General features: G+C 59.4%; 24 protein-coding genes. 18 read left to right on the top strand and 6 right to left on the bottom strand.

All coding sequences use genetic code 11. The features are described from left to right. Positions 1-21: 21 nt before the first annotated feature. Positions 22-837 (bottom strand): sugar phosphate isomerase/epimerase family protein, encoded by an 816-nt coding sequence (locus tag MKI86_RS17110; protein WP_241603028.1) that lies wholly within the window; start codon positions 835-837, stop codon positions 22-24. Beyond that, complete coding sequence (locus MKI86_RS17105) at positions 834-1,556, bottom strand: GntR family transcriptional regulator (RefSeq protein ID WP_241603025.1); 723 nt, start codon at positions 1,554-1,556, stop codon at positions 834-836. The genes MKI86_RS17110 and MKI86_RS17105 overlap by 4 nt, the downstream gene beginning before the upstream one ends. Positions 1,557-1,807: 251 nt before the next feature. Between MKI86_RS17105 and MKI86_RS17100 the strand changes: the two genes are divergently transcribed. From MKI86_RS17100 to MKI86_RS17085, 4 genes are read left to right on the top strand one after another with little or no spacing between them, the layout of a single operon-like run. Then, complete coding sequence (locus MKI86_RS17100; RefSeq protein WP_241603693.1) at positions 1,808-2,701, top strand: intradiol ring-cleavage dioxygenase; 894 nt, start codon at positions 1,808-1,810, stop codon at positions 2,699-2,701. Between the two features lie 20 nt (positions 2,702-2,721). Beyond that, entirely contained in the window at positions 2,722-3,504 is a 783-nt protein-coding gene (gene hpaH / locus MKI86_RS17095) for a 2-oxo-hept-4-ene-1,7-dioate hydratase (protein ID WP_241603023.1), read from the top strand. A gap of 8 nt (positions 3,505-3,512) precedes the next feature. Continuing rightward, entirely contained in the window at positions 3,513-4,283 is a 771-nt protein-coding gene (gene hpaI, locus MKI86_RS17090; RefSeq protein WP_241603022.1) for a 4-hydroxy-2-oxoheptanedioate aldolase, read from the top strand. A gap of 3 nt (positions 4,284-4,286) precedes the next feature. Next, on the top strand, positions 4,287-4,967 hold the full coding sequence (locus MKI86_RS17085; protein WP_241603020.1) for a transporter substrate-binding domain-containing protein: 681 nt from the start codon (positions 4,287-4,289) through the stop codon (positions 4,965-4,967). Between the two features lie 61 nt (positions 4,968-5,028). Here the strand turns inward: MKI86_RS17085 and MKI86_RS17080 are convergent, their stop codons facing one another. Next, complete coding sequence (locus tag MKI86_RS17080) at positions 5,029-5,925, bottom strand: DMT family transporter (RefSeq protein WP_241603017.1); 897 nt, start codon at positions 5,923-5,925, stop codon at positions 5,029-5,031. Positions 5,926-6,078: 153 nt separating this feature from the next. On the opposite strand from MKI86_RS17080, the gene MKI86_RS17075 reads away from it, so the two are divergent. Continuing rightward, positions 6,079-6,966, top strand: coding sequence for a LysR family transcriptional regulator (locus MKI86_RS17075; protein WP_241603014.1), 888 nt, complete (start codon positions 6,079-6,081; stop codon positions 6,964-6,966). Between the two features lie 110 nt (positions 6,967-7,076). Here the strand turns inward: MKI86_RS17075 and MKI86_RS17070 are convergent, their stop codons facing one another. Both MKI86_RS17070 and MKI86_RS17065 read right to left on the bottom strand, forming a co-directional pair. Continuing rightward, the gene (locus MKI86_RS17070) at positions 7,077-7,859 is read right to left on the bottom strand and encodes an IclR family transcriptional regulator (RefSeq protein WP_256465745.1); all 783 of its coding nucleotides are present in this window, start codon (positions 7,857-7,859) and stop codon (positions 7,077-7,079) included. Between the two features lie 3 nt (positions 7,860-7,862). Then, positions 7,863-8,639, bottom strand: coding sequence for an IclR family transcriptional regulator (locus tag MKI86_RS17065; protein WP_241603008.1), 777 nt, complete (start codon positions 8,637-8,639; stop codon positions 7,863-7,865). A gap of 120 nt (positions 8,640-8,759) precedes the next feature. Here MKI86_RS17065 and MKI86_RS17060 point away from each other — a divergent pair, with 120 nt between their 5' ends. From MKI86_RS17060 to MKI86_RS17015, 10 genes are all read left to right on the top strand, one after another. After that, a complete protein-coding gene (locus MKI86_RS17060) occupies positions 8,760-9,788 on the top strand; it encodes an alcohol dehydrogenase catalytic domain-containing protein (protein ID WP_241603005.1) in 1,029 nt (342 codons plus the stop codon). A gap of 23 nt (positions 9,789-9,811) precedes the next feature. Then, positions 9,812-10,273 (top strand): MaoC family dehydratase, encoded by a 462-nt coding sequence (locus MKI86_RS17055; protein ID WP_241602989.1) that lies wholly within the window; start codon positions 9,812-9,814, stop codon positions 10,271-10,273. Continuing rightward, positions 10,270-11,799 (top strand): acyl CoA:acetate/3-ketoacid CoA transferase, encoded by a 1,530-nt coding sequence (locus tag MKI86_RS17050; protein WP_241602987.1) that lies wholly within the window; start codon positions 10,270-10,272, stop codon positions 11,797-11,799. The genes MKI86_RS17055 and MKI86_RS17050 overlap by 4 nt, the downstream gene beginning before the upstream one ends. 202 nt (positions 11,800-12,001) lie before the next feature. After that, a complete protein-coding gene (locus MKI86_RS17045) occupies positions 12,002-12,868 on the top strand; it encodes a shikimate dehydrogenase family protein (RefSeq protein ID WP_241602984.1) in 867 nt (288 codons plus the stop codon). Continuing rightward, complete coding sequence (locus MKI86_RS17040) at positions 12,865-13,533, top strand: amino acid ABC transporter permease (protein ID WP_241602981.1); 669 nt, start codon at positions 12,865-12,867, stop codon at positions 13,531-13,533. The genes MKI86_RS17045 and MKI86_RS17040 overlap by 4 nt, the downstream gene beginning before the upstream one ends. 13 nt (positions 13,534-13,546) lie before the next feature. Next, positions 13,547-14,194: an amino acid ABC transporter permease gene (locus MKI86_RS17035; protein ID WP_370880009.1), complete on the top strand. Its 648-nt coding sequence runs from the start codon at positions 13,547-13,549 to the stop codon at positions 14,192-14,194. A 45-nt stretch (positions 14,195-14,239) separates the two neighbouring features. After that, the gene (locus MKI86_RS17030; RefSeq protein ID WP_241602975.1) at positions 14,240-15,106 is read left to right on the top strand and encodes a transporter substrate-binding domain-containing protein; all 867 of its coding nucleotides are present in this window, start codon (positions 14,240-14,242) and stop codon (positions 15,104-15,106) included. 53 nt (positions 15,107-15,159) lie between these two features. Beyond that, complete coding sequence (locus MKI86_RS17025) at positions 15,160-15,948, top strand: amino acid ABC transporter ATP-binding protein (protein WP_269470869.1); 789 nt, start codon at positions 15,160-15,162, stop codon at positions 15,946-15,948. Positions 15,949-16,078: 130 nt separating this feature from the next. Beyond that, positions 16,079-17,065 (top strand): aldo/keto reductase, encoded by a 987-nt coding sequence (locus MKI86_RS17020; protein WP_241602973.1) that lies wholly within the window; start codon positions 16,079-16,081, stop codon positions 17,063-17,065. Positions 17,066-17,141: 76 nt separating this feature from the next. Then, positions 17,142-17,516, top strand: a complete 375-nt coding sequence (locus MKI86_RS17015) for a VOC family protein (RefSeq protein WP_241602971.1) — start codon at positions 17,142-17,144, stop codon at positions 17,514-17,516. Between the two features lie 197 nt (positions 17,517-17,713). On the opposite strand, the gene MKI86_RS17010 is transcribed toward MKI86_RS17015, so the two are convergent. Further along, positions 17,714-17,989 carry a DUF6894 family protein gene (locus MKI86_RS17010; protein WP_241602969.1) on the bottom strand — a complete coding sequence of 92 codons (276 nt, stop codon included), beginning with the start codon at positions 17,987-17,989 and terminating at the stop codon, positions 17,714-17,716. A gap of 218 nt (positions 17,990-18,207) precedes the next feature. Between MKI86_RS17010 and MKI86_RS17005 the strand changes: the two genes are divergently transcribed. From MKI86_RS17005 to MKI86_RS16995, 3 genes are all read left to right on the top strand, one after another. Beyond that, complete coding sequence (locus MKI86_RS17005; protein ID WP_241602967.1) at positions 18,208-18,873, top strand: transcriptional regulator; 666 nt, start codon at positions 18,208-18,210, stop codon at positions 18,871-18,873. Between the two features lie 124 nt (positions 18,874-18,997). Beyond that, positions 18,998-19,495: a hypothetical protein gene (locus MKI86_RS17000; protein WP_241602966.1), complete on the top strand. Its 498-nt coding sequence runs from the start codon at positions 18,998-19,000 to the stop codon at positions 19,493-19,495. 278 nt (positions 19,496-19,773) lie between these two features. Then, positions 19,774-20,988, top strand: coding sequence for a M24 family metallopeptidase (locus MKI86_RS16995; protein WP_241603687.1), 1,215 nt, complete (start codon positions 19,774-19,776; stop codon positions 20,986-20,988). Positions 20,989-21,057 lie beyond the last annotated feature (69 nt).

Here is a 21,057-nt window from a genome sequence, read left to right as displayed (position 1 = left end):
ACCGCGCCAGATCCAGAATGTCTAAGTCTCTGCCTGTAGAATTTCCCGTGTTTTCAGATTGAGATTTCGCAGATGCACCGGTGCCGGGGTGTTGCCCACCAACGGTACTTCCACGGAAATCGCGGCCTTGCCGGAAAGCTTAGCGATAAGCGCCTTGAGCGCGAGTATTCCATCGCCCGGCGCCAAGCGCCCGGTCCGCGCCTCGTTCATCATGTCTTCGGAACGCTTGGGCGCTGGGCCGACCACATCGCAAAGCTGAACATGCCGCACGATATCGATATCGATTTCCTCGATGTGTCCACCGTTGCGAAAGAAGTGAATGGCATCCACCAGAGCGCCGGCATTTTCCTGACCGCAGGCATGAACGAGTGCAGCGCTGTCGCTGTAGCTGCTGACGGCACGCCAGCCCATGTTTTCGATATCGACAGCCATGCCATGCCGCCCGGCGAGCTGACAGAACGCATTGAAATTGTCGGCCAGCCGGCTCCGATCCGTATCGTCGCCACAGGCGGAGAGGCGCTGGGCGCCGATATCCGCTGCAGCCGCAACGATATGCTCTATCGCGCTCGCCTTGAAATCCGGGCCGATGATGAAGAACTCGACATCGAAAACCCTCATGCCTTCGCTGTCGAGCAGGGAGCGAAACTCTGAAGCGACATGGCTGCCCTGCGGCAACTCGTAGTAAGGCGCGCCGGCAAATGCCGGGTGGAGCCGAAGTCCGACGGAACTGAACCCCGCTGCCGCAGCCTGCCGGACGAATTCGTGCGGCGGCAACTGGATCGCCGAGAAATGCGCGACGCCGATCGGGCTTTGATGCATCTGCCGGGCGTCCGTCATCGTACCGCTCCGGTGCGTGCGAGGTGGGCCAGAAGATTGGTGCCGGTGCGATGGATATGCTGGCGCAGCTTGTCGGCCGCATAGTCGCTGTCGCGCGCCACCGCGCCCTGCGCGATCTCGCTGTGCTCCTGGTTCACATTCCTGTCGCCGGAAGTTTGCTTGAGGAATGTCCGGCGGTAGCGATCGTTGAGATTGAGAAGCGTCTTGCAGAAATGAAGAAGAAGCGGCTTTCCGCAGCCCGAGATAAGGGTGAGGTGGAAATCGCGGTGGACCGCTTCCCAATGCTCCAGCGTTTCTGGCCTGTTGGCATCGCGCTCGGCACGGGTCAGCTTATGAAGCGCACGCATGACGTTGCCCTCCCATTCCACATCGCCGACTCGAATGGATTCCTTCAGTGCGAAAACCTCAAACTCCTCGCGAAGGACGGTGATTTCCTCGAGGTTCGCCAGCGAGACGGGGGAAACGCGATAGCCGCGATTGTCCTCGAATTCGACAAGGCCATCGGAAATGAGGCGCGCCAGCCCTTCACGCAACGGGCTCAGACTGACGTTGAATGCCTGCCGTTCCTTGTCAAGATTGATCTTGCTGCCTGCTTCCAGGCTGCCGGAAATGATCGCTTCCCGCAGACGGGACGCCAGCTGGCTGCCGATCGTGTTTTTCCCGTCGTCGGAAAAACTGCCGATCTCGGCTGGGCTTGTGGCGCCGTCCTGCTGCTTCATTAGTTCCTCCCAAGCGGACATTCTCCGTCGTCGATGATGGATAAGATAAACGATTATTATTGTCAACCGTCAGGAAAATTGTTGCGGCTTTTCCGATGATGTCTCTCTTGCTTCTTTGTTAAATAACGTAAAATCAATGATATGTGATTGTCATGTCTTTGCTGCGGGCGATCGGAAGGCGTGATGACGTCTTTCATCGCTTGACAAATAATCGATTATATTTGTATCGGTCCATTATCGGGAGGTGGCATATGGTCATTAAAACTGAAAGCGATGTAACGCCCGCCGTGGTCGCGGCCATGCAGCAGACGTCCGATCCTAGGGCGCGTGAAATCCTCGTGGCCCTTGTGAAGCATATTCATGCCTTCGTGCGCGAAGTGCGGCTGACCGAAGCGGAATTTCGGGAGGCTACCGCCATCCTGAATGAGATCGGGCAGCTTCAGACCGACAGTCACAACGAGTTCGTGTTGATGTCGGGCTCGCTGGGTGTTTCATCACTCGTCTGCCTTCTCAACAATGGTGACAAAGGCCAGACCGAGACATCCCAGTCGCTTCTCGGTCCGTTCTGGCGCTTGAATTCTCCAAGGGTGGAGAACGGTGGAACGATCATTCGTTCCGACACACCTGGCACGCCGCTTTTCGTGCATGCCCGGGTCATTGACCGAGAGGGTAGGCCAATCGCCGATGCCGAAGTGGATGTCTGGCACGCTTCGCCGGTAGGTCTTTACGAAAACCAGGACCCGGACCAGGCGGAGATGAATTTGCGCGGCAAGTTCCTGACCGATGCGGACGGACGCTTCTGGTTTCGCACCGTGAAGATGGTGGGCTATCCCATTCCTGTCGATGGCGTCGTCGGCCGGATGCTCAAGGCGCAAGGTCGTCATCCGTACCGGCCGGCCCATCTGCACGCCCTGATCTTCAGGCAGGGCTACAAGACGTTGATTTCGCAGGTCTTCGATCCCAGCGACCCCCATATCGCATCAGATGTGCAGTTCGGCGTGACCGCCGCGCTCACCGGGGACTTCGTCCGTCATGACGAACCGCATCCGACCGACCGCGACATCGAGGGCGAATGGTACTCGCTCGACTACACCTATGTCATGGAGCCGGGCGAGGCGGTCCTGCCGCGCCCGCCCATTAAGTAACGAACGCCCGGAGCCAGTTCATGATTACCGAAGAGCAACGTCAGGCGGCGGCAGACGCCATATTGAAGGCGGAGACCGAGCGAAAGCCGATCATGCAGCCCAGCAAGACCTATCCCGATCTGGATATCGAGGATGCCTATCGTATTCAGGCACTTTGGGCGCAGTCGCGTATTTCCCGCGGCGCCCGGATCGTCGGCCACAAGATCGGTCTTACCTCCCGTGCGATGCAGATGGCGTCCAAGATGACGGAGCCTGACTACGGTGTCATTCTGGACGACGCACTCTACAACGACGGAGCGCAGATCAAAGCGGATCTCTTCATAAAGCCGCGACTTGAAGTCGAGTTGGCGTTCATCATGGGCGAGGATCTCTCGGGGCCGGGTATCCAGATCTACGACGTCATGCGCGCGACGGAATTTGTCGTGCCGGCACTCGAGATCATCGACTACCGGACCGAGGTGCCGCGGGCGATCACCGATACGATCGCCGACAATGCGGCGTTCGGCGCTATCGTGGTCGGGGGCCGTGTCATTCGCCCCATGGATATCGATATCCGCTGGGTGGGGGCCACCCTGTCGAAGAACGGCATTATCGAGGAGTCGGGTGTTTCAGCGGCGATCATGGGCCATCCGGCGGCCGGCATCGCCTGGCTCGTCAACAAGCTGCATGCCGTTGGCAGCGGCCTGAGGAAGGGGCAGATCGTCCTTGCCGGCTCGTTCACCCGCCCTGTCGATATCGCTGCCGGCGATGTGATACAGGCCGACTACGGTCCTGTCGGGTCCATCGGCGTGTCTTTCCTGTGAGGTGCCAGATGGATATTCCTGTGAATAAATTCAAAGCGAAGCTGCGCGCAGGCCAAAGCCAGCTCGGCCTCTGGTGCGGGCTTCCGGGAAGCTATGCGGCGGAGATCGTCGCGCCGGCCGGTTTCGACTGGCTGTTGTTCGACACGGAGCATTCCCCCAGCGATGTGCTCACGGTTCTGCCGCAGTTGCAGGCCGTGGCAGCCTATGACGTAGCGCCCATCGTGCGGCCAGCCGTCAACGATCCCGTCCTGATCAAGCGCTTTCTGGATATCGGGGTCCAGACGCTGCTCATTCCCTATGTTCAAAACGCGGCGGAAGCCAAGGCTGCGGTCGAAGCAACACGCTATCCGCCGGAAGGCATCAGGGGCGTTTCGGCGCTCACGCGGGCCACGCGCTTCGGCCGGGTGAAGAATTACGCGCAGCAGGCAGCGCTGGAGCTTTGCGTTCTCGTCCAGGTCGAAACGCGCGAAGCGATGGGGCATATCGAAGCCATCGCGTCGATCGATGGCGTGAATGGCGTCTTCATTGGGCCCGCGGACCTTGCGGCCAGTTTCGGGTATCCTGGCCAACCCGGTCACCCAGAAGTGATCGAGGCCATTGAAAAGGCCATCGGGCTGCTCAATAGGCTCGGAAAACCGGCAGGGATTCTCACGCCCGATGAAAAATTCGCCGCCCGCTGCATGGAGTTAGGAACGCTGTTCACGGCAGTCGGCGTCGATGTCGCCGTGCTGGCGCGCGGTGCAGAAGCCTTGGCTGGCAGGTTTTCGGGGCGGGCGTGACGAATGGTGGCTTCGGAAAGCGTGCTCGCCGAACTTGCGCCGACCGGTACACTCCGGGCGGCGGTGAACGGCAGCAATGCCGCCCTTGTCCGTATCGATGAACGCACGGGAGTGCCGTCCGGGCCGAGTGTCGATATGGCAAACGCCTTGGCAGAGGAACTCGGTTGCGCGCTTTCGGTGATAAAATACCGATCGGCGGCGGCAATCCTGGAGTCGGCGAACCTGAACGAATGGGATATTGCCCTGATCGCCGCAGATCCGTCCCGCACGGATCGGTTCGCTTTTTCCCCGCCCTATGCTTTTGTAATCGCGACCTACCTTGTTCCGGCGATATCGGATGCCCGGTTTGTGGCGGACGTGGATGTTCCCGGCCGTCGGATAGCGACCGCTCGAGGTGCCGCCTACACAAAAGAGATCGAACGCCAGGCGAAACATGCAACGATCGTTTATGCCGAAACCCCTTTGGCCGCGATCGAAAAACTGAAGGCTGGAGAATGCGATGCGGCCGCGGGACTGAGGCAGTCTCTCGAACCCGCGGCCCATAATGATCCCGCATTTCGCACGTTGCCCGATGCGTTTTCTGAAATTCCCCAGACCGTCGCCGTCCTGAAGGAAAAAGCAGTATCTGCGGCATTCATCAGAAGCTTCGTGGAAAATGTTCTCAGAAAGAGTGCTATCCGCTAGCAAGTGGCCATTGGTCCGCTGATCTTTTCCGCTTGCATTGCGGCCTGCGGCCGCGCTCTTTTCAGCCTCGCGAGGTCATCCACATGCCGACCAGCGTTACCGCGGCTCCGGCGAACATCGCGACGGTCAGAGGCTCCGAAAACAAGATCCATGCCCATATCATTGTCACGGGTGGGCTGAGATAGATGGCAGCGCTCACCTTGGCGACCGGGAACAGCCGAAGACTGGTATAGTAGACCGCATAGGCCAGGAAAGTCGCTACCAGCACAAGCCAGATCATTCCGATTGCGAAGTCCCGGGTCATCGGTGGCGCAAGACTGCCCTGCATCGATGCGCACAGACCAAAGAGAACAGACCCCACCAGCATCTGGATGCAAAGGCTTTGGTGAACCTTCATGGTCTGCGTCTTGCGTTTCCTGTGGAGGACCGAGGCGACCGCAAACACAAGCATCGAACCGACTGTGAGACCGTAGGCCCACGCCGGCGCGGTACCGAAGCTGAGGCTGTCGAAGGAGACGACCAGAACGCCAAGGATGGCAATTGCAGTTCCGAGCCACTGCCGAGCCGTGAGGCTTTCACCGAGCACTGGTTGTGAGAGCACCGCAATGGCGAGCGGAAGAAGGTCGGCGATAAGCGCGACCATTCCGGTGGGCACCCTCTGCTCGATAGCAAGGGCGAAGCCTCCAAGGTAAAGGAAAACCGCCATGATGCCGAACAACGCCTGATCTTTCACCGCACGCAGGGAAATCCTCGGTCCGATCATCAACGCGAAGGGAAGAAGGATTAATCCCGAGAGTAATGTGCGCCAGAAAAGCAGGAGCATGACGCTTGCTTCCTGATTGGCATAGCGGATGCCAACAAAGCCCGAACTCCATCCGATGATGAGGAGTGTTGCCAGCAACGGCCACAACAGTGGATGGTGGCTATCTGCGGTGGATGAAGTGGCGGCGTCAGTCATAGGATCTTTGTGATGTGAAACGCCACCACCGCTAAGACGAAAGCGTCATCAACGCACATGACAAATATCGATGAGCACATGACATCTCCTTAAAGAATGTCATGACTGCTGTGGTTTATGGTAGGGTCATCCAGAGAACCAGGCGGACAGGCAATGAACGAATTGAACAGTCGCAGACTTGAAATCGATGCGCTGCGGGCGCTTTCCGCAATCCGGCACCATGGCAGCGTAACAAAAGCGGCGGCGGCGTTGGGTCTTTCGCAATCCGCTGTAAGCCATAAGATCAAGCGCCTTGAAGTGAGCCTCGACTGCGAGCTACTCGGACGCAAAGCCGGCGCATCCATGTTCACAGCCGCCGGTGAGGATCTGTTGGACTATGCCGCGCGCATCCTGGGAATGCACGATGAGGCGCTCCTAAGCCTGTCAAAAACGCCTCTGGCAGGAAGACTTCTCCTCGGATTCACCGAAGACACGGCCTGCAGCGACCTTGCTCGCATTCTTGGCCGCTTCCGCCGGCTTCACCCGAACGTCACTGTCCGAACCAAGGTCCGCATGAGCCTGGTCCTGCGCGCCATGCTGGAGCGTGGCGAGCTTGATGCCGCTGTTGTTCAGGTCTTCAACCATGAAGTACGCCCGACCGATGTCGTGCTTTACAGGGAACGGCTTCACTGGGTGAAGCATCCCGAGCTGGTCATCGGGCGCGACGCCCCTATACCATTTTTGTCGTTCGATGAGGATTGCTTCTACCGAAAGTGGGCGCTCGACATAGGCCAGGACGATGCCGTTCTTGAAACCGTATTCGAGTGTTCAAGTGCGGCTGGTATTGTGTCCGCGGTCAACGCGACAATGGGTGTCGCGTTGCTGAGTGGCCGCTATATCCACGGTGAGATGCAGATTATGACGGGCCGACTGCCGCCGCCGCCGCCGCTGGCGTATATCGTGCGGCGCGCGCGTAAGTCGAGAAACCCGGCTCTAGACACGCTCGTACGAGAAATAGAAAGGGACGTCGGCCGCCAAGGCGGCTTGGCCCTGACCGGCTGACCGTAGAACACCTGGAACTGATTGTAGATTTGTCTGCGGGCCTGCTCGGCAGCGGTTCCCCCCTCACTGTCACAAGAGCAAGTGGCGTGATGGCGGAATGATGTCCGGGTTCAGGCCATGCTGAACAGCGGAGACGAAGCGCTTGAAGCCGCAAGTTCCCTTGCGCTTGCGCTAAGCCACGGGAACACCTCCATCATGCGTGTCTCATTCAGTCGCATTGCCGGGCCGGCAACACTCAGAGTCCCGACCGGCACGTTTCCCGGTTGCCGCGCAATGGCGACTGCCATGGCCGATGTGCCGATGGTATAGCTGTCCCTCACACTTGCGAACCCCCTTTGTCGCGCGCTTGAAATCGCGTCCAGCAAGGCGTCGATGGTTCTGGGGGCGCCTGGACCGATATCCGGACGGGCGAAGTCTTCGTGCTCCATCATCTGACGGATTTGGTCGTCGGGTAGGCAGCAGAGCCAGGCCTGGCCATTGGCGCTTGCCGGCAGATAGACGTCCTTTCCGGCTTCGGGATTATAAAGCAGGCCGCTGCGAGCACCTTGGGATTCCGCGACCCATGTCAACTTGTCGCCAGATATGATGGCGAGCCGGACAAGCTCACCGGTCTTTTTCGCCAGATCATCCAGAATCGGCTGAACGAGATCCGTCACACCGGTCGCACCGAGAAACGCAAGTCCGAGGGCGGGCAGTTTAGGGCTCAGCCGGAACACGCCCTCCTTGCCGGACAGCGATCCCAATATGTAGCCAGAGGCGACAAGGCTCGATAAGACGCGGGTCGTGGCCGGCAGGGGAATTGCAAGCTTCGATGCGATCTCGGGCATTTTCAGCCCCCACGGGTGGCCTGTCAGAAGTTCGAGGATGGCAATGCTGCGGCTGCGACTGGACATGGGTCAGGCCTGCTCAAAAATCGGAAGGTCGAAGCCCGTTTCCGCGACGGCGTTGCATGCGGCCTTCAGCGCATCTGCGAACTGATCCATACGCTCGCTCGTCATGCGGATGGTCGGTCCTGCGACGCTGATGGTTCCAAGCGGGATCCGCGAGCCGGGACGAAGAACGGGAGCGGCCATTGCCGATGTTCCATCGACCCAGACGTCGAAAATCCTTGCGATTCCGGTTTCGCGCGCACGCTCAACGTATTCGAACAACTGGCGGATGGTTCTGGGCGCATTTTTCCCGGCCCCTTCCTGGTTCATGCCCTGTCTTGCCACAAGTTGCAGAGCCTCGTCCTCATCGAGAACAGAGAGGTAGGCATGCCCGTTGGAGGTCGCAGGCAGATAAACCTCGATCCCTTCGTCCGGGTTGTAAAGAAGCCCGCCGCGCGCACCCTGCGCCTTGATGAGGCGAAGCAGTTTGCCGCGGTCCACCACGGCAAGCACGACAAGTTCACCCGTCTGTTCGGCCAACCTGTCAATGATGGGCTGGAGTCGCGACGAGACGCTTGCTGCCGAGAGATATTCGTAGCCAACGGCGACAAGCTTGGCCGTAAGGCGATAAGCCCCGCCGTCATAGTCCTGCCGCACATACCCTTCGTCCCTAAGGTCGGCCAGGAGCCGATGTGTGGCGCTGCGCGGTATCGACAGTTGATCGGCGATTTCAGACAGGGGCAGGCCGAATGCATGTCTTGCCAGTATTTCGATAACGGAGACTGCTCTATCCGGTGGTTGCATTCCGACCCTCAACAATTTCAGCCACACTATTCCAAATGGAACGCATTGTCACGGCGATTGACAAAATGGAACTGGTTCCATATGAAACGAATTCCATTAATCGCATTCGGGGAGGAGTGCATGAGAGCCGTGAAATTGCGCTCCTTCGGGGAGCCTGATGTCCTGACATGCGAGGAGGTGGCCATGCCTCCCGTTGGGCTGGGGGAGGTCCTCGTCAAGATCGCGTGCTGCGGCGTATGCCACCTCGATCTGATCCTGCGGTCCGGCCTTCGCTCTCGAGTGGCTCTGCCGCGCGTGCTCGGCCATGAGTTGGCAGGGGAGGTGGTTTCCGTAGGGGCGGAGGTTGAAGCGTTTGTGGCTGGCGACCGCGTGACCGTGTTCAATTTTCAGGCCTGCCTTGAATGTGAGGACTGCCTGCGCGGACACCCTTCGCTCTGCCGCTTCACCGCGGGCGACATTGGTCAGACGCGCGACGGTGGATACGCTGAATATGCGGTCTTCCTGGCCAGCAGTCTCGTCAAGATACCTCATGGCCTTGCCTTTGAGGCAGCGTGTTTCGCCGCCTGTGTCTATGGGCCGCCCTACAAGGCCATACGGCAATTCGGCGATCTCCAGGCTGGACAGGCGGCTGTTATAACCGGTGCGAGCGGCGGCTTGGGCCTTGCTGCTATCCAGATCGTGAATGCGCTCGGCGGGCGAAGCATCGCTATCTCCAGCAGTGCTGCAAAAGCCGAGCTTCTGAAAAGCAAGGGCGCGAGCGATGTCATCGTCAGTGAGAATGGTGCGTTCGGCGACGACGTGCGCCGGCTCACGAACGGCCGCGGCGTCGATCTTGCGGTCGAACTTGTAGGCTCTCCGACCTTTGCTGGCACGCTGCGCAGCCTCGCACCCGGAGGACGCTGTGCCGTTATCGGCGAACTCCACGGCAAGCCGGTTTCCATCAATCTCGGCCTGCTGATTATCAAGGAGTTTCGTCTCCAGGGCATACAAAGTGCGTCGCGCGATGAAGTTCGCGAAATTCTGGACTTCATGAAAACACACGACCTTACACCCGAGATCTGGCGGCGCTTGCCGCTCGAAGAAGCGGCGCTGGCGCATCGTCAATTGCAGGCGCGCGAGGCGGTCGGGCGGGTCCTTCTAATTCCATGACACATACAGCGGAGGTGGGAACGATGCTTCCCGGACGGTATTTCGACGATCTGACTCTTGGCCAGGAAACGCTCACTCCGCGTGTAACCGTGACGGAAGGACATGTGTTGTCCTATGCCGGCGTGGCTGGCGATTTTTCGCCGATCCATATGGACAGCGTCTACGCGCAGACCACGGAATTTGGCGGGCGTATCGCGCACGGTCTGATGGGGCTCTCCCTGACCGACGGTTTGAAAGTTCAGTCCGCTACATTCAAGGATGGGATCGCGCTCAGTTGGTCATGGTCCTTCAAACGGCCGATCCGTATCGGCGATACGCTTCAGGCGCGCATCCGCATCAAGGAAATGCGCCCGTCGAACAGCAAGCCCGGCATGGGCATCGTTGTGATGGATATCGACCTCGTCAACCAGAATGGTGAGATCGTTCAGAAAGGCGAGCACGGGCTGATGGTGCCGCGTCGTCCCGATGCCGGAGTTCCGGCATGACCCGTAACAAGTTCATGACCGCCGACGATGCCGTAAAGCTCATCCGGGACAGCGACACGGTTGCGCTGATCGGCGGCGGCGGCGGTCTGATGGAGGCGACTCATACGTTTCGTGCGGTCTCACGTCGCTTTCTCGACACGGGCGCGCCGCGCAACCTGACTGTTGTCCATGCGCTTGGCATTGGCGACAAGAAACAGGAAGGCATGAACCACTTCGCCCATGAGGGCCTGGTGAAGCGCGTCATCGGTGGGCACTGGGTGTGGTCTCCGAAGATGCAGGAGATGGCGCGCGACGAGAAGATCGAAGCCTACGTGATGCCAAGCGGATGCGTCATGCAGCTGTATCGCGAGATCGGCGGGGGACGACCGGGTCTGTTTACCCATGTCGGGCTTGGGACCTTCGTCGATCCCCGTCAGCATGGTGGCAAAATGAACGCGTCCGCGAGGGAAGACCTCGTCGAAGTCGTGACGATCGGGGGCAAGGAACTTCTCTGGTACAAGTCGTTTCCGATCAATGTGACCATCATTCGCGGATCGTTCGGTGATGCTGACGGCAATATCAGCCTGGACCAGGAAGCGGCGAACATCGACGTCTACGCGGCCGCACTCGCCGCGCACAATTCCGGTGGCATCGTCATTGCCCAGGTTCGAACTGCCGTGGATACGAATTCTCTGCCGGCGCGTTCGGTGCGTGTGCCCGGCGCGATCGTCGATGCTGTCGTGGTCGATCCCGACCAACGCCCGAGCTACGATCTGCCTTATGATCCGACACTTTCCGGAGAGCGCAGGGGGCCTGTTACTCTGAGCCCGCCGGAGGCACTTAACGTGCGCAGCCTGATTGCCCGGCGCGCCCACCGCGAACTGCGTGACGGTACCGTCATCAATTTTGGCGTCGGCATCGGCGAGGGCGTCGCCAAGATCGTCGCCGACCGCAATGAGGTCGACCGCTATTACCAGACGATCGAACATGGCACCTATGGCGGCTCGCTTCTCGTCGGGTTGCTCTTCGGCTTTGCGCGCAGCCCGTCCGCAATGATCGACGGACCATCGCAATTCGACTTCTACGCCGGCGGCGGCCTCGACATGGCATTCCTCGGTTTCGGTGAACTCGACGCTGTCGGTAACGTCAATGTATCCAAGCTCGGCGGGCTGACTGTCGGCCCGGGAGGCTTCATGGATATCGCGCAGAACGCCAAGCGCGTGGTTTTCTGCGGAACGTTTGACACGAAGGGGTCGGATGTCCAGATCTCGGCGGGTGGCATTAATGTTCGGAAAGCCGGGCAGGTTCGCAAGCTCGTGCGTTCGGTTGAGCAGATCACCTATTCCGGCCGGGAGGCATTGAAGCGGGGGCACTCTGCCGTGTTCGTCACCGAGCGTGCGGTATTCGAGCTTGTCGAAGATGGACTTGTGCTGACGGAAGTCGCCCCCGGCATCGATATCCAGAATGACGTGCTCGACCAAATGGACTTCAAGCCGCTCATTCCCAAGCCGCCTGCATTGATGGATTCGAGTCTGTTCGCGGAATAGTGAAAAACCGCGTCGATCAATGGGCGATCGGGGCATGCTTACTGTGAATGCAGATACGCCCGCGGTTGGAGAAGACTGATGGAAGGAGGAGCCTGATGACGTTATGTATCCATGTGCATTGCCATGACAGCCTCTTCGGCGATATGCGCGAAGAGCATGGAAAAGCACCGCGTCGCACCGCCCTCCTGCCGGGGGCTATGACATGACGCGGCACCTTGTTCCAAGCCCTGACGGCGCGACGCAGGTTTTCATCATCATTGGTGATCCCGTCTCGCAGGTGAGAGCGCCGCAACTCATGAACGCGGTGTTTGCAAAAAGCGGAGCCAATGCGGCGATGGTTCCCATCGAAGTGGGGCCTGCGCAGGCTCCAGCGCTCATAGAAGCGTTGAAGTCGGCTGGCAATGTCGGCGGTTTTCTGGCGACGATACCGCACAAGTTCGAGTTGCTCAAACACGCGGACGACGCGGGCCCGGTCGCGATAGCGGCGGGCTGCGCAAACGCCTTGCGGCGCGAGCCTGACGGCCGCTGGTCGGCAGAGAATTTCGATGGCATCGGGTTTGTCACAGGGCTGCTCGGTTCCGGCGAACTGCTCGAGGGCAAGACCGTTTTCGTCTACGGCGCCGGTGGCGCGGGGTCATCGATCGCCGCGGGCGTCCTGGAGGCGAAAGCCGCTTGCGTGCATGTGTCGGATTTGTCTGCGTATCGTGCGGGAGAGCTTTGCGAGAGGCTGGAACGCCTGTGGCCCGGTAAGGTTAAACATGCGGCCGCGGGCGAGCACCGCGACGCGGACATCGTCGTGAACGCGACTCCCGTCGGTCTCGGCGAGACCGACCCGCTTCCTTTCGCGCTCGAAGGACTAAACCCCGAAGCCCTCGTCGCAGAAATCATCATGAAGCCTGCTGAAACGCACCTTCTGCATGAGGCACACAGACGTGGATTTCGAACGCTTGCCGGTATGCTGATGCTTCAGCCGCAGATCGATCTCTACCGCCGCTTTTTCCGCATACCGGATCCGGATGTGCCATCCGATCCGCTCCACGCCATTGCTGGCCGAGGAACCATGCCGTGACCTATCAATTCGACTTCGGAGTTCTTCTCCCCTACTGGCCGCAGTTCCTGCATGCCTGCCTGCTGACGCTCTGGCTCGCTGCGACCGCCGTCGTCTGCGGTTTCGTGATCGGCATTGCGACCGTGCTGGCGCGGCGCAGCGGCATGGCCGTGCTGCGTGCGGTCGCATTGTCCTATATCGAGGTCATTCGAAACACTCCGTTCCTCGTGCAGGTCTTCTTCATCTTCTTCGGCTTGCCGACGATCGGCATCAGTTTTACGCCCTGGACGGCAGCCTTCATCGCGCTCAGCCTGAATTGCGGCGCCTTCTCTGCCGAGATCATTCGTGGCGGTGTCGATTCCATTCCACGCGGCCAGTTCGAGGCGGGTGCTGCGCTAGGCCTCACCCCGCTCCAGGTGTTCCGATATATCGTCCTGAAGCCTGCCTTGCGGATTATCTATCCCGCGCTTTCGGGGCAGTTCATTCTTGCCCTGCTGACGACAAGTATCGTCTCCTCGATTTCCGCCGAAGAACTGACATCGACAGCCCAACTGATCGATAGCGACCTCTTCCGCAGCTTCGAGATCTATATCGTGGCGACTTTGCTCTATTTCGCGCTTTCAATGATTTTCTCCTTTATTTTCAAGGGAATAGATCGCGCATTCTTCTCCTATCCGATCAAGTGAGGCGACGGGAATGATACGTGATTTCGGTCTATTGGAAGTTCTGTCGATCCTTCAGGGCATGTGGACAACGCTCGCCCTGTCTGCCGTGGCCTTCATCGGAGGAGGGGTGTTCGGCACCTTGGTTGCTCTTGCCCGCACATCTGCCTGGAAATGGCTGCGTGCGCTCGCAGGCGCCTATATCGACTTTTTCCAGGGCACGCCGATGCTCATGCAGCTGTTTCTTGTCTATTACGGCTTGCCCGTCTTCGGCTACCACGTCAGCGCTTGGACCGCAGTGTCCATCGGCCTGACATTCCATGCCAGTGCGTTTCTGGGTGAGATATGGCGGGGCGGCATCCAGGCCGTTCCGAAGGGGCAGAGCGAGGCGGCTTCCGCTCTCGGCCTCGGATATATCAGCAGGATGCGCGATGTCGTGCTGCCGCAGGCCGTCAAGCTTTCCTTTGCGCCGACGCTCGGGTTTCTCGTGCAGCTCATCAAGGGAACGTCGCTTGCGGCGATTATCGGCTTCGTCGAGCTTTCCCGCAGCGCGCAAATCGCTGCCAGCACGACATACAAGCCACTCATTGCCTATGGCCTCGCCGCCGCCTGCTACTTCGCGATCTGCTTCCCCCTTTCGCGCCTTAGCGCCCGGTACGAACGACGGTTCGCCACGAACACTTAAACAAATCGACCGCGGCACAACGCCGCTTCTAAAGGAGGAGAAAGCATGACCGACATCAACAAGACGATATTGAAAGGAATGAACCGCCGCCTGTTTTTGGGCGCCGCCGGCGGCACCCTGGCATTGGCCCTTCTTCCATCAATCGCAGCCGCCCAGAGCGTGCAGGAGATCAAGGACCGCAAGGTTTTGAAGGCCGGGGTCCAGGTCGCACAGGTTCCCTGGGGTTACAGCGATGAATCCGGCAAGTTGACAGGTTTCGACATCGAGTTCGTGCGTCTGATCGCAAAAGAACTCGGTGTGGACGTGGAATTCGTTCCCGTCACGCCCGCCAACCGCATCGCGACGCTTCTCACGGGCCAGGTCGATATGCTGGCGGCCGTCATGGGAATTTTCCCCGACCGCCAGAAGGTGGTTCTCTTCTCCCGTCCCTACTGCAACAATGACAACGTGTTCATCGGCCGTGCCGATCTCAAGGCTGGCGGCTGGAATGATCTCGACGGCGCTCGCGTTGGTGTGCCGCGCGGTACACCGCAGGACAAGGCCGTGACGACGGCAAACCCGGCGGGCGCGACAATCCAGCGCTTCGATGACGATGCCTCGACGGTGCAGGCGCTGATTTCCGGTCAGGTCGACATCATCGGCGCCGCGTTTACACAGCTCGGCAATATCGAAAAGGTCGCAGGACCCGGCAAGTTCGAACAGAAGTTCGTCTTGTCGCGCGTCTTCAACGGCGTGGCGGTGCGGCCTCAATCGCGCGAATTCGCTGACCATCTGAACGGCGTGATCGGCAAGCTCATGGAAAGCGGCGAACTGCCGGCGCTCTATAAGCAGTGGATCGGCAAGGATATGGTTGCCGAACTGCCGACGACCGGCGAGGGCGATGCCCCGCTGCCTGTCGAAATCCCTAACTAACCTCACGTAGTCGGACCGGCTGATGCCGGTCCGACCTCCCGGCAGGAGATACAATGGCATCCGCACAGATTCACGCCCATGTCGCCGATACGCGCAAGGCAAACGAAGAGCCAATCATCGCGATAACCGGTCTGCAGAAATATTACGGCGCGTTCCATGCCTTGAAGAACATCAATCTCGAGGTGGCCAAAGGTGAGCGGATCGTGATCTGCGGTCCCTCTGGTTCTGGTAAATCGACGATGATCCGATGCGTCAACCGCATCGAAGAGTTCGAGGCAGGAAGCATCGTTGTCGACGGGATTTCTCTTGGCGAGAGTCTCAAGAACGTCAACGCCGTGCGAGCAGAAGTGGGGATGGTTTTCCAGCAGTTCAATCTCTTCCCCCATCTGACGGTTCTTCAGAACTGCATGCTCGCGCCTATCCGCGTCCGCAAGGTGTCGAGTAAGGACGCCGAGGCTATCGCCATGACATATCTCGAGCGTGTCCGCATTCCCGATCAGGCCAACAAATATCCGGCGCAGCTTTCCGGTGGTCAGCAACAGCGTGTGGCGATCGCGCGCGCTCTGTGCATGACGCCGAAGGTCATGCTGTTTGATGAACCCACCTCCGCGCTTGATCCGGAAATGGTCAAGGAAGTGCTCGACACAATGGTCAGCCTTGCACAGGAGGGCATGACGATGCTTTGCGTCACACACGAGATGGGTTTTGCCCGAAGCGTGGCCGACCATGTGATCTTCATGGATGGCGGCGAGATCATCGAAAAGGCAAAGCCCGAAGAGTTTTTCTCAGCGCCGAAAAACGAGCGCACCCGAAACTTCCTTGGCCAGATACTCAATCACTAGGGACGTCGGATACCGTCGCGGTTCTACGCCGGAGGCGGTTCGCTCTCCCCCATGGACGGAGGGAAGAGGATGAACAGGATCCGGACGACCGGCAACCTACGGCCAGATTTTCAGAATTGAGGACTTTAAGATGGACTATACGCGCCTTGGCAATACCGGCCTTACTGTCTCCAGGCTCTGCCTCGGCTGCCTCGCCTATGGCACACCGGGCATCGGCCCACAGACGTGGTCGCTGTCGGAAGAGGAATCCAGACCGTTCATCAAAAAGGCACTGGAGGCCGGGATCAATTTCTTCGATACCGCCAACACCTATTCCCTAGGCGCGAGTGAGCAGATCATCGGCCGCGCGCTCAAGGATTTCGGCCAGCGTGATGACGTCATCATCGCGACCAAGGTTGGACTGCCGATGCGTCCGGAGCCGAACGGAGGAGGCCTTTCCCGCAAGGCGATCATGGCGGAGGTCGATGCCAGTCTGCGGCGGCTCGGCACGGATTATATCGATCTCTACCAGATCCATCGGTGGGACTACACGACACCGATCGAAGAGACGATGGAGGCGTTGCATGATGTCGTCAAGGCGGGTAAGGCGCGCTACATCGGTGGATCGTCTATGTTTGCGTGGCAGTTCAGCAAGGCGCTCCATGTGGCCCGGATGAACGGATGGACGCCTTTCGTATCCATGCAGAACCAGCTCAACCTGCTTTATCGGGAGGAAGAGCGTGAAATGCTGCCGCTCTGCGAAGATCAGAAGATCGGCGTTCTGCCGTGGAGCCCGCTCGCACGTGGCCGCCTCTCGCGTGCGCCCGGCAATGCCGGAGACAGCGCCCGTGCAAATCAGGACAGCTACGGCAACAGCCTGTTCAAGGACACTGTCGCAGCCGATCAAAAGGTCGTCGAGGCGGTTGGTTTGGTCGCCGAAAGGCGCGGCGTGCCAATGGCACAGGTCGCACTCGCGTGGGTTCTCCAAAAGAAGCCGGTCGCCGCGCCAATCTTCGGTGCCACAAAGCTGCACCATCTTGATGACGCGCTCAACGCCTTGAACATCCAACTGGACCAGGACGAACTGAACGAGCTCGAAGCGGCTTACATTCCGCATAAGGTAACTGCGTTTTCGTAGCTGCTTCCCCCGCCAAAGTGTGCCGCTATACTCTGCTTGGCGTTCCGTTACGGGCGCCACCAACTGGAGAGCAAGCATGTTCACTCACGTCATGATTGGAAGCAACGACCTGGAGCGCGCGAGGCGCTTTTACGACGCCACTTTCATTGCGTTGGGCGGTAAGCCCGGTGAGATGGATGCCAGGGGCCGGCTGATCTATTCACACGACGGAGGTCGGCTGATGATCACCAAGCCGATCGATGGCAAGCCGGCAACCGCGGCCAACGGCGGAACGATCGGTATAGCTGCGGAGAGCCAAGATCACGTCCTGGCGTGGCACGCCGCCGGTACTGCGCATGGTGGCGCCGCTATTGAGAGCCCGCCTGCGCAGCGACCGAACGGCGCATTCGTTGCATATCTTCGTGACCCTGACGGAAACAAGCTGACGGCACGGACTCGCCCGACGAAGTGAGAAAGGCGTGCGTCGTGCTGAGGGACAGCGTCCTCAAGGGTGAAGGTGAGCGATATCATAAGGCAAACGGGCGCCGAACCAAGAGCGTCTTAGGATCTGCCGGCCCTGTTATGATAGTTTTGCCCAACGCAGATTTTTGCGCCATCTCGAAGCTGATACAGCTATGAGAATTTCCACGCTGAAAGCCTTCAGCACCACTAAGGTGAGTGGGATAGTAGGGTTGACTGGCCGTGTGGGAGAGTCTCCATCAAGAGGCGCAATGTCAGCAGAGGCCGGAATTCCCCGTCCTGCAATTCGACCGAAATGCTGTCGACCGGCTCTTTTGGCAATCCATCAAGAGCCATTTCCGCCAACAGGGTTTTTGCCTGCTCTGTTGCGTCGGCGACAGTTTCAAACTCGAAGGCTCTGTCCGGCAGCAGCACGCCTTCCTGGTCTTGGATCTTAAAATAAAACCTAGCCACCAAATCCTCCATCCTGCACTCCGGCGCTTAACGATCAAAATGGGCCAACGTTCCCAGCGATTGCGCCAACCACGCGGCGGGAGAGGGGCGGCAATGGTAAGCCGATGGAGCACCAACAGATCGAGATGTGCAGTAGGCTGGACTGATAGGCATCCAATCATTATGCAGTAGGTCTGCGGCTGGCCTGATGCGCCACCGAACATTTCCTTGGATATGCAGGGCTTCGAACTTTGAAAAAAACGCAACGCAGTTTTTCCGTCGAATATAAGGGTCGACGAAAGCTGGACCCCAAGTCCAACTCCATCTGGGGCGGCATCGATCTCAAGTCTGTTGCCCGCGATGTCGAGGACGAGGCGGCACCATACCCGCCCGCCGATCAACCGGATGGCCAATCCGCTGGCAATGTGCTTGCGACAGACACCGAGACGGTCGAGCCGTTCTTGACACAACCGGTTCGGCAGCACACAACTGAAGCCGCTAACGAGGAGACGATCATGGCCGATGAAAGCGAAACGATGACCACTGGTGATGCCCCGGCCGTTGTTGAAATGCCCACCTTGCCGAAGAAGCAACGCCAGCCCCGGGCTAAGAAAGTGGCCGCAGAACCCGCTTCTGTTGGCACTGCGGCGGCAACAGCCGCCGTTTCAACGGAAGCCGCTGGAAAGCAGAAGCGGGGTCGCAAAGCAAAAGCGGTCGAAGCTGCAAGCCCTGCAAAGCGTAAGCCCGTGAAGCGTGCTCCCAAGCCGGTACAGGCGGCATCTGTCGTATCCCCGGCGATTGACGACATCGCGGATCTGTTGCAGCTGGAAGAAGAAAACCAGAAGCTGCGCAAGCTGCTTGCCGAAAAGCTGCGCGCTGAGAACGCCGATCTGCGCAAGCGGCTGAAGCTCGACTGATCGAGGCAGGTGGCCAATTGTTGGCCGCATGGTCATGCGTTTCGTGACGAGTGTTCTGATGGCGCCTGGCTGCGACCAACGGTGAACGCGCAGTCTGCGAACGGATAAATGCGGGGTCGAACAAATGGCGTCTCCATGGAAGTTGCTTGCGCGTCTCGTGTCGCCGCGACGCCAGCCAGCGCAGGACGAGGCGACGGACGAGGGCGCAAGCCCGGCCGTTTCGCCGATCGTTGGCTCGACGGATAAGCCAGGGGCCGTCGATGAACTTGACGGTCCTTCCGCCGCGCACGGGCCGTTCGACGAGACCGGCGGCGACAATGCCATTGACGGGACGTTGGAGAAGAATGATGCCGACGTCCCGACAGGCAACAGAGCTTCGCTGGACGATGCCGCTCCAAAGATCAAGAAGACCGCCAAAGCCGTCTCGCACAGGCGATCAGGACGTCTCAAACCAGTCGAGACCCCCGCAGCTGTCGTGCAGGCCTCCCCGGTTGCCCGCACCATCTCCGAGGACATGAGCGGCCTGAACGACGAGATCAGGTTTCTTCGGGAGCAATTGGCGAACAAGCTTCGCCTGCAGAATACGCAACTGAGGAAGATGCTGGACAGGTTTGAACGCTGAACGGGTCACGAGCTGGCGGTGGTTTGATTTTCACCCTCGATTGGCAGGCGACCGGGCCTTGATCACTCTGAAAACTCGCTCGCCACTTCGTCGCATTCGTTCCCGGCGACCTGGAATGCGGATTCGTCCGTGGGTCTACGATCGCTATCGGATCCCTTATGCTTCCATTGAAACTTCTCATTTTCTTCAGGCGGCGGCGGCTCCTACTCTTGGCTTTGTCGATCGGCCTGGTTGGTCGCATATGAAGGAGTTTGGGAATGAATATGATTGCGGGAGGCATGCCGAACCAGCTTCTGCGGCTGCAAAAGATGCACAACGGGGAGAAGGCTCAGCCAACATTTTCTGCCGGCGAGATGGAGCGACGGCAGAATGCGATGCGCGGAATCCTGGAGGAGTTGAAGCTCGACGCTGCAGTCCTGACCTCGTATCACAATATCTGCTATTTCTCTGACTTCCTGTATTGCGCCTTCGGTCGTCATTACGCCTTCGTCATTACACCGCAAAAGGCGACGTCGGTAACAGCGGGTATCGATGCCGGCCAACCCTATCGCCGTACATTCGGTGACAACCTGACCTACACCGACTGGCAGCGTGACAATTTCTTCCATGCGCTGCAAACGCTGCTGCCGGGCGCCAAGCGCCTTGGCATCGAGTTCGACCAGGTTACCCTGGAGTTCCGTCGCCTGCTTGAGGAGGCGTTCCCCGAGGTGGAGTTCGTCGACATCGCATCACCAGCCATGTGGCTGAGGACGATCAAGTCCGCTGAGGAGATCGCCCTCATCAGGGAGGGGACAGCGACGGCCGATCTCGGCGGCGAGGCAGTGGTATCAGCCATTGGCGAAGGCGTTCCGGAGTATGAGGTGGCCCTGGCCGGCACCCACGCCATGGTCCGCCACATCGCCGCGCGTTTTCCCTCATCTGAACTGAAGGATACCTGGGTGTGGTTCCAATCCGGCCCCAACACCGACGGCGCGCACAATGCGGTAACATCGCGCCGGGTGGAGAAGGGCGACATCCTGTCGCTCAACTGCTTCCCGATGATCGCGGGTTACTACACCGCGTTGGAGCGTACGCTTTTTCTTGACCATGCCAGCGACGAGCATCTGCGGATATGGGAAATCAACTGCGCCGTCCATCGCCGCGGTCTCGAGCTGTTGAAACCTGGCGCGCGCTGCGGCGACATCGCGACGGAACTGAACGACATTTACCGCAGCCATGGCCTGCTCGGTTATCGCTCCTTTGGTTATGGCCACTCCTTCGGCGTGATGTCGCACTATTATGGCCGCGAGGCGGGTGTCGAATTGCGCGAGGACGTCAATACGGTTCTTCAGCCCGGCATGGTCGTGTCCATGGAACCCATGGTGTCTATTCCGGACGGAATGCCGGGCGCCGGTGGCTACCGCGAGCATGATATTCTCGTGATGACGGAAAGTGGCAGCGAAAACATCACAGGCTTCCCCTTCGGTCCCGAGCACAATATCCTGCCTGCCTGACCCGTTCGCGGGCAACATGAAACGGGCCGCCCCGTGCGGCCCGTTTCTGGTTTTAAGTGAGTGCCGTCG

The sequence above is a fragment of the Shinella sedimenti genome (assembly GCF_022601905.1).
Taxonomy (GTDB): Bacteria; Pseudomonadota; Alphaproteobacteria; order Rhizobiales; family Rhizobiaceae; genus Shinella; species Shinella sedimenti.
This window is presented reverse-complemented; position numbering and strand designations above follow the sequence as displayed.

Coding starts and splice junctions, on each gene's coding strand:
- MKI86_RS17110 (WP_241603028.1), bottom strand. CDS start 837: ATGACGGACGCCCGGCAGATGCATCAAAGCCCGATCGGCGTCGCGCAT.
- MKI86_RS17105 (WP_241603025.1), bottom strand. CDS start 1,556: ATGAAGCAGCAGGACGGCGCCACAAGCCCAGCCGAGATCGGCAGTTTT.
- MKI86_RS17100 (WP_241603693.1), top strand. CDS start 1,808: ATGGTCATTAAAACTGAAAGCGATGTAACGCCCGCCGTGGTCGCGGCC.
- hpaH (WP_241603023.1), top strand. CDS start 2,722: ATGATTACCGAAGAGCAACGTCAGGCGGCGGCAGACGCCATATTGAAG.
- hpaI (WP_241603022.1), top strand. CDS start 3,513: ATGGATATTCCTGTGAATAAATTCAAAGCGAAGCTGCGCGCAGGCCAA.
- MKI86_RS17085 (WP_241603020.1), top strand. CDS start 4,287: ATGGTGGCTTCGGAAAGCGTGCTCGCCGAACTTGCGCCGACCGGTACA.
- MKI86_RS17080 (WP_241603017.1), bottom strand. CDS start 5,925: ATGACTGACGCCGCCACTTCATCCACCGCAGATAGCCACCATCCACTG.
- MKI86_RS17075 (WP_241603014.1), top strand. CDS start 6,079: ATGAACGAATTGAACAGTCGCAGACTTGAAATCGATGCGCTGCGGGCG.
- MKI86_RS17070 (WP_256465745.1), bottom strand. CDS start 7,859: ATGTCCAGTCGCAGCCGCAGCATTGCCATCCTCGAACTTCTGACAGGC.
- MKI86_RS17065 (WP_241603008.1), bottom strand. CDS start 8,639: ATGCAACCACCGGATAGAGCAGTCTCCGTTATCGAAATACTGGCAAGA.
- MKI86_RS17060 (WP_241603005.1), top strand. CDS start 8,760: ATGAGAGCCGTGAAATTGCGCTCCTTCGGGGAGCCTGATGTCCTGACA.
- MKI86_RS17055 (WP_241602989.1), top strand. CDS start 9,812: ATGCTTCCCGGACGGTATTTCGACGATCTGACTCTTGGCCAGGAAACG.
- MKI86_RS17050 (WP_241602987.1), top strand. CDS start 10,270: ATGACCCGTAACAAGTTCATGACCGCCGACGATGCCGTAAAGCTCATC.
- MKI86_RS17045 (WP_241602984.1), top strand. CDS start 12,002: ATGACGCGGCACCTTGTTCCAAGCCCTGACGGCGCGACGCAGGTTTTC.
- MKI86_RS17030 (WP_241602975.1), top strand. CDS start 14,240: ATGACCGACATCAACAAGACGATATTGAAAGGAATGAACCGCCGCCTG.
- MKI86_RS17025 (WP_269470869.1), top strand. CDS start 15,160: ATGGCATCCGCACAGATTCACGCCCATGTCGCCGATACGCGCAAGGCA.
- MKI86_RS17020 (WP_241602973.1), top strand. CDS start 16,079: ATGGACTATACGCGCCTTGGCAATACCGGCCTTACTGTCTCCAGGCTC.
- MKI86_RS17015 (WP_241602971.1), top strand. CDS start 17,142: ATGTTCACTCACGTCATGATTGGAAGCAACGACCTGGAGCGCGCGAGG.
- MKI86_RS17010 (WP_241602969.1), bottom strand. CDS start 17,989: ATGGAGGATTTGGTGGCTAGGTTTTATTTTAAGATCCAAGACCAGGAA.
- MKI86_RS17000 (WP_241602966.1), top strand. CDS start 18,998: ATGGCGTCTCCATGGAAGTTGCTTGCGCGTCTCGTGTCGCCGCGACGC.
- MKI86_RS16995 (WP_241603687.1), top strand. CDS start 19,774: ATGCCGAACCAGCTTCTGCGGCTGCAAAAGATGCACAACGGGGAGAAG.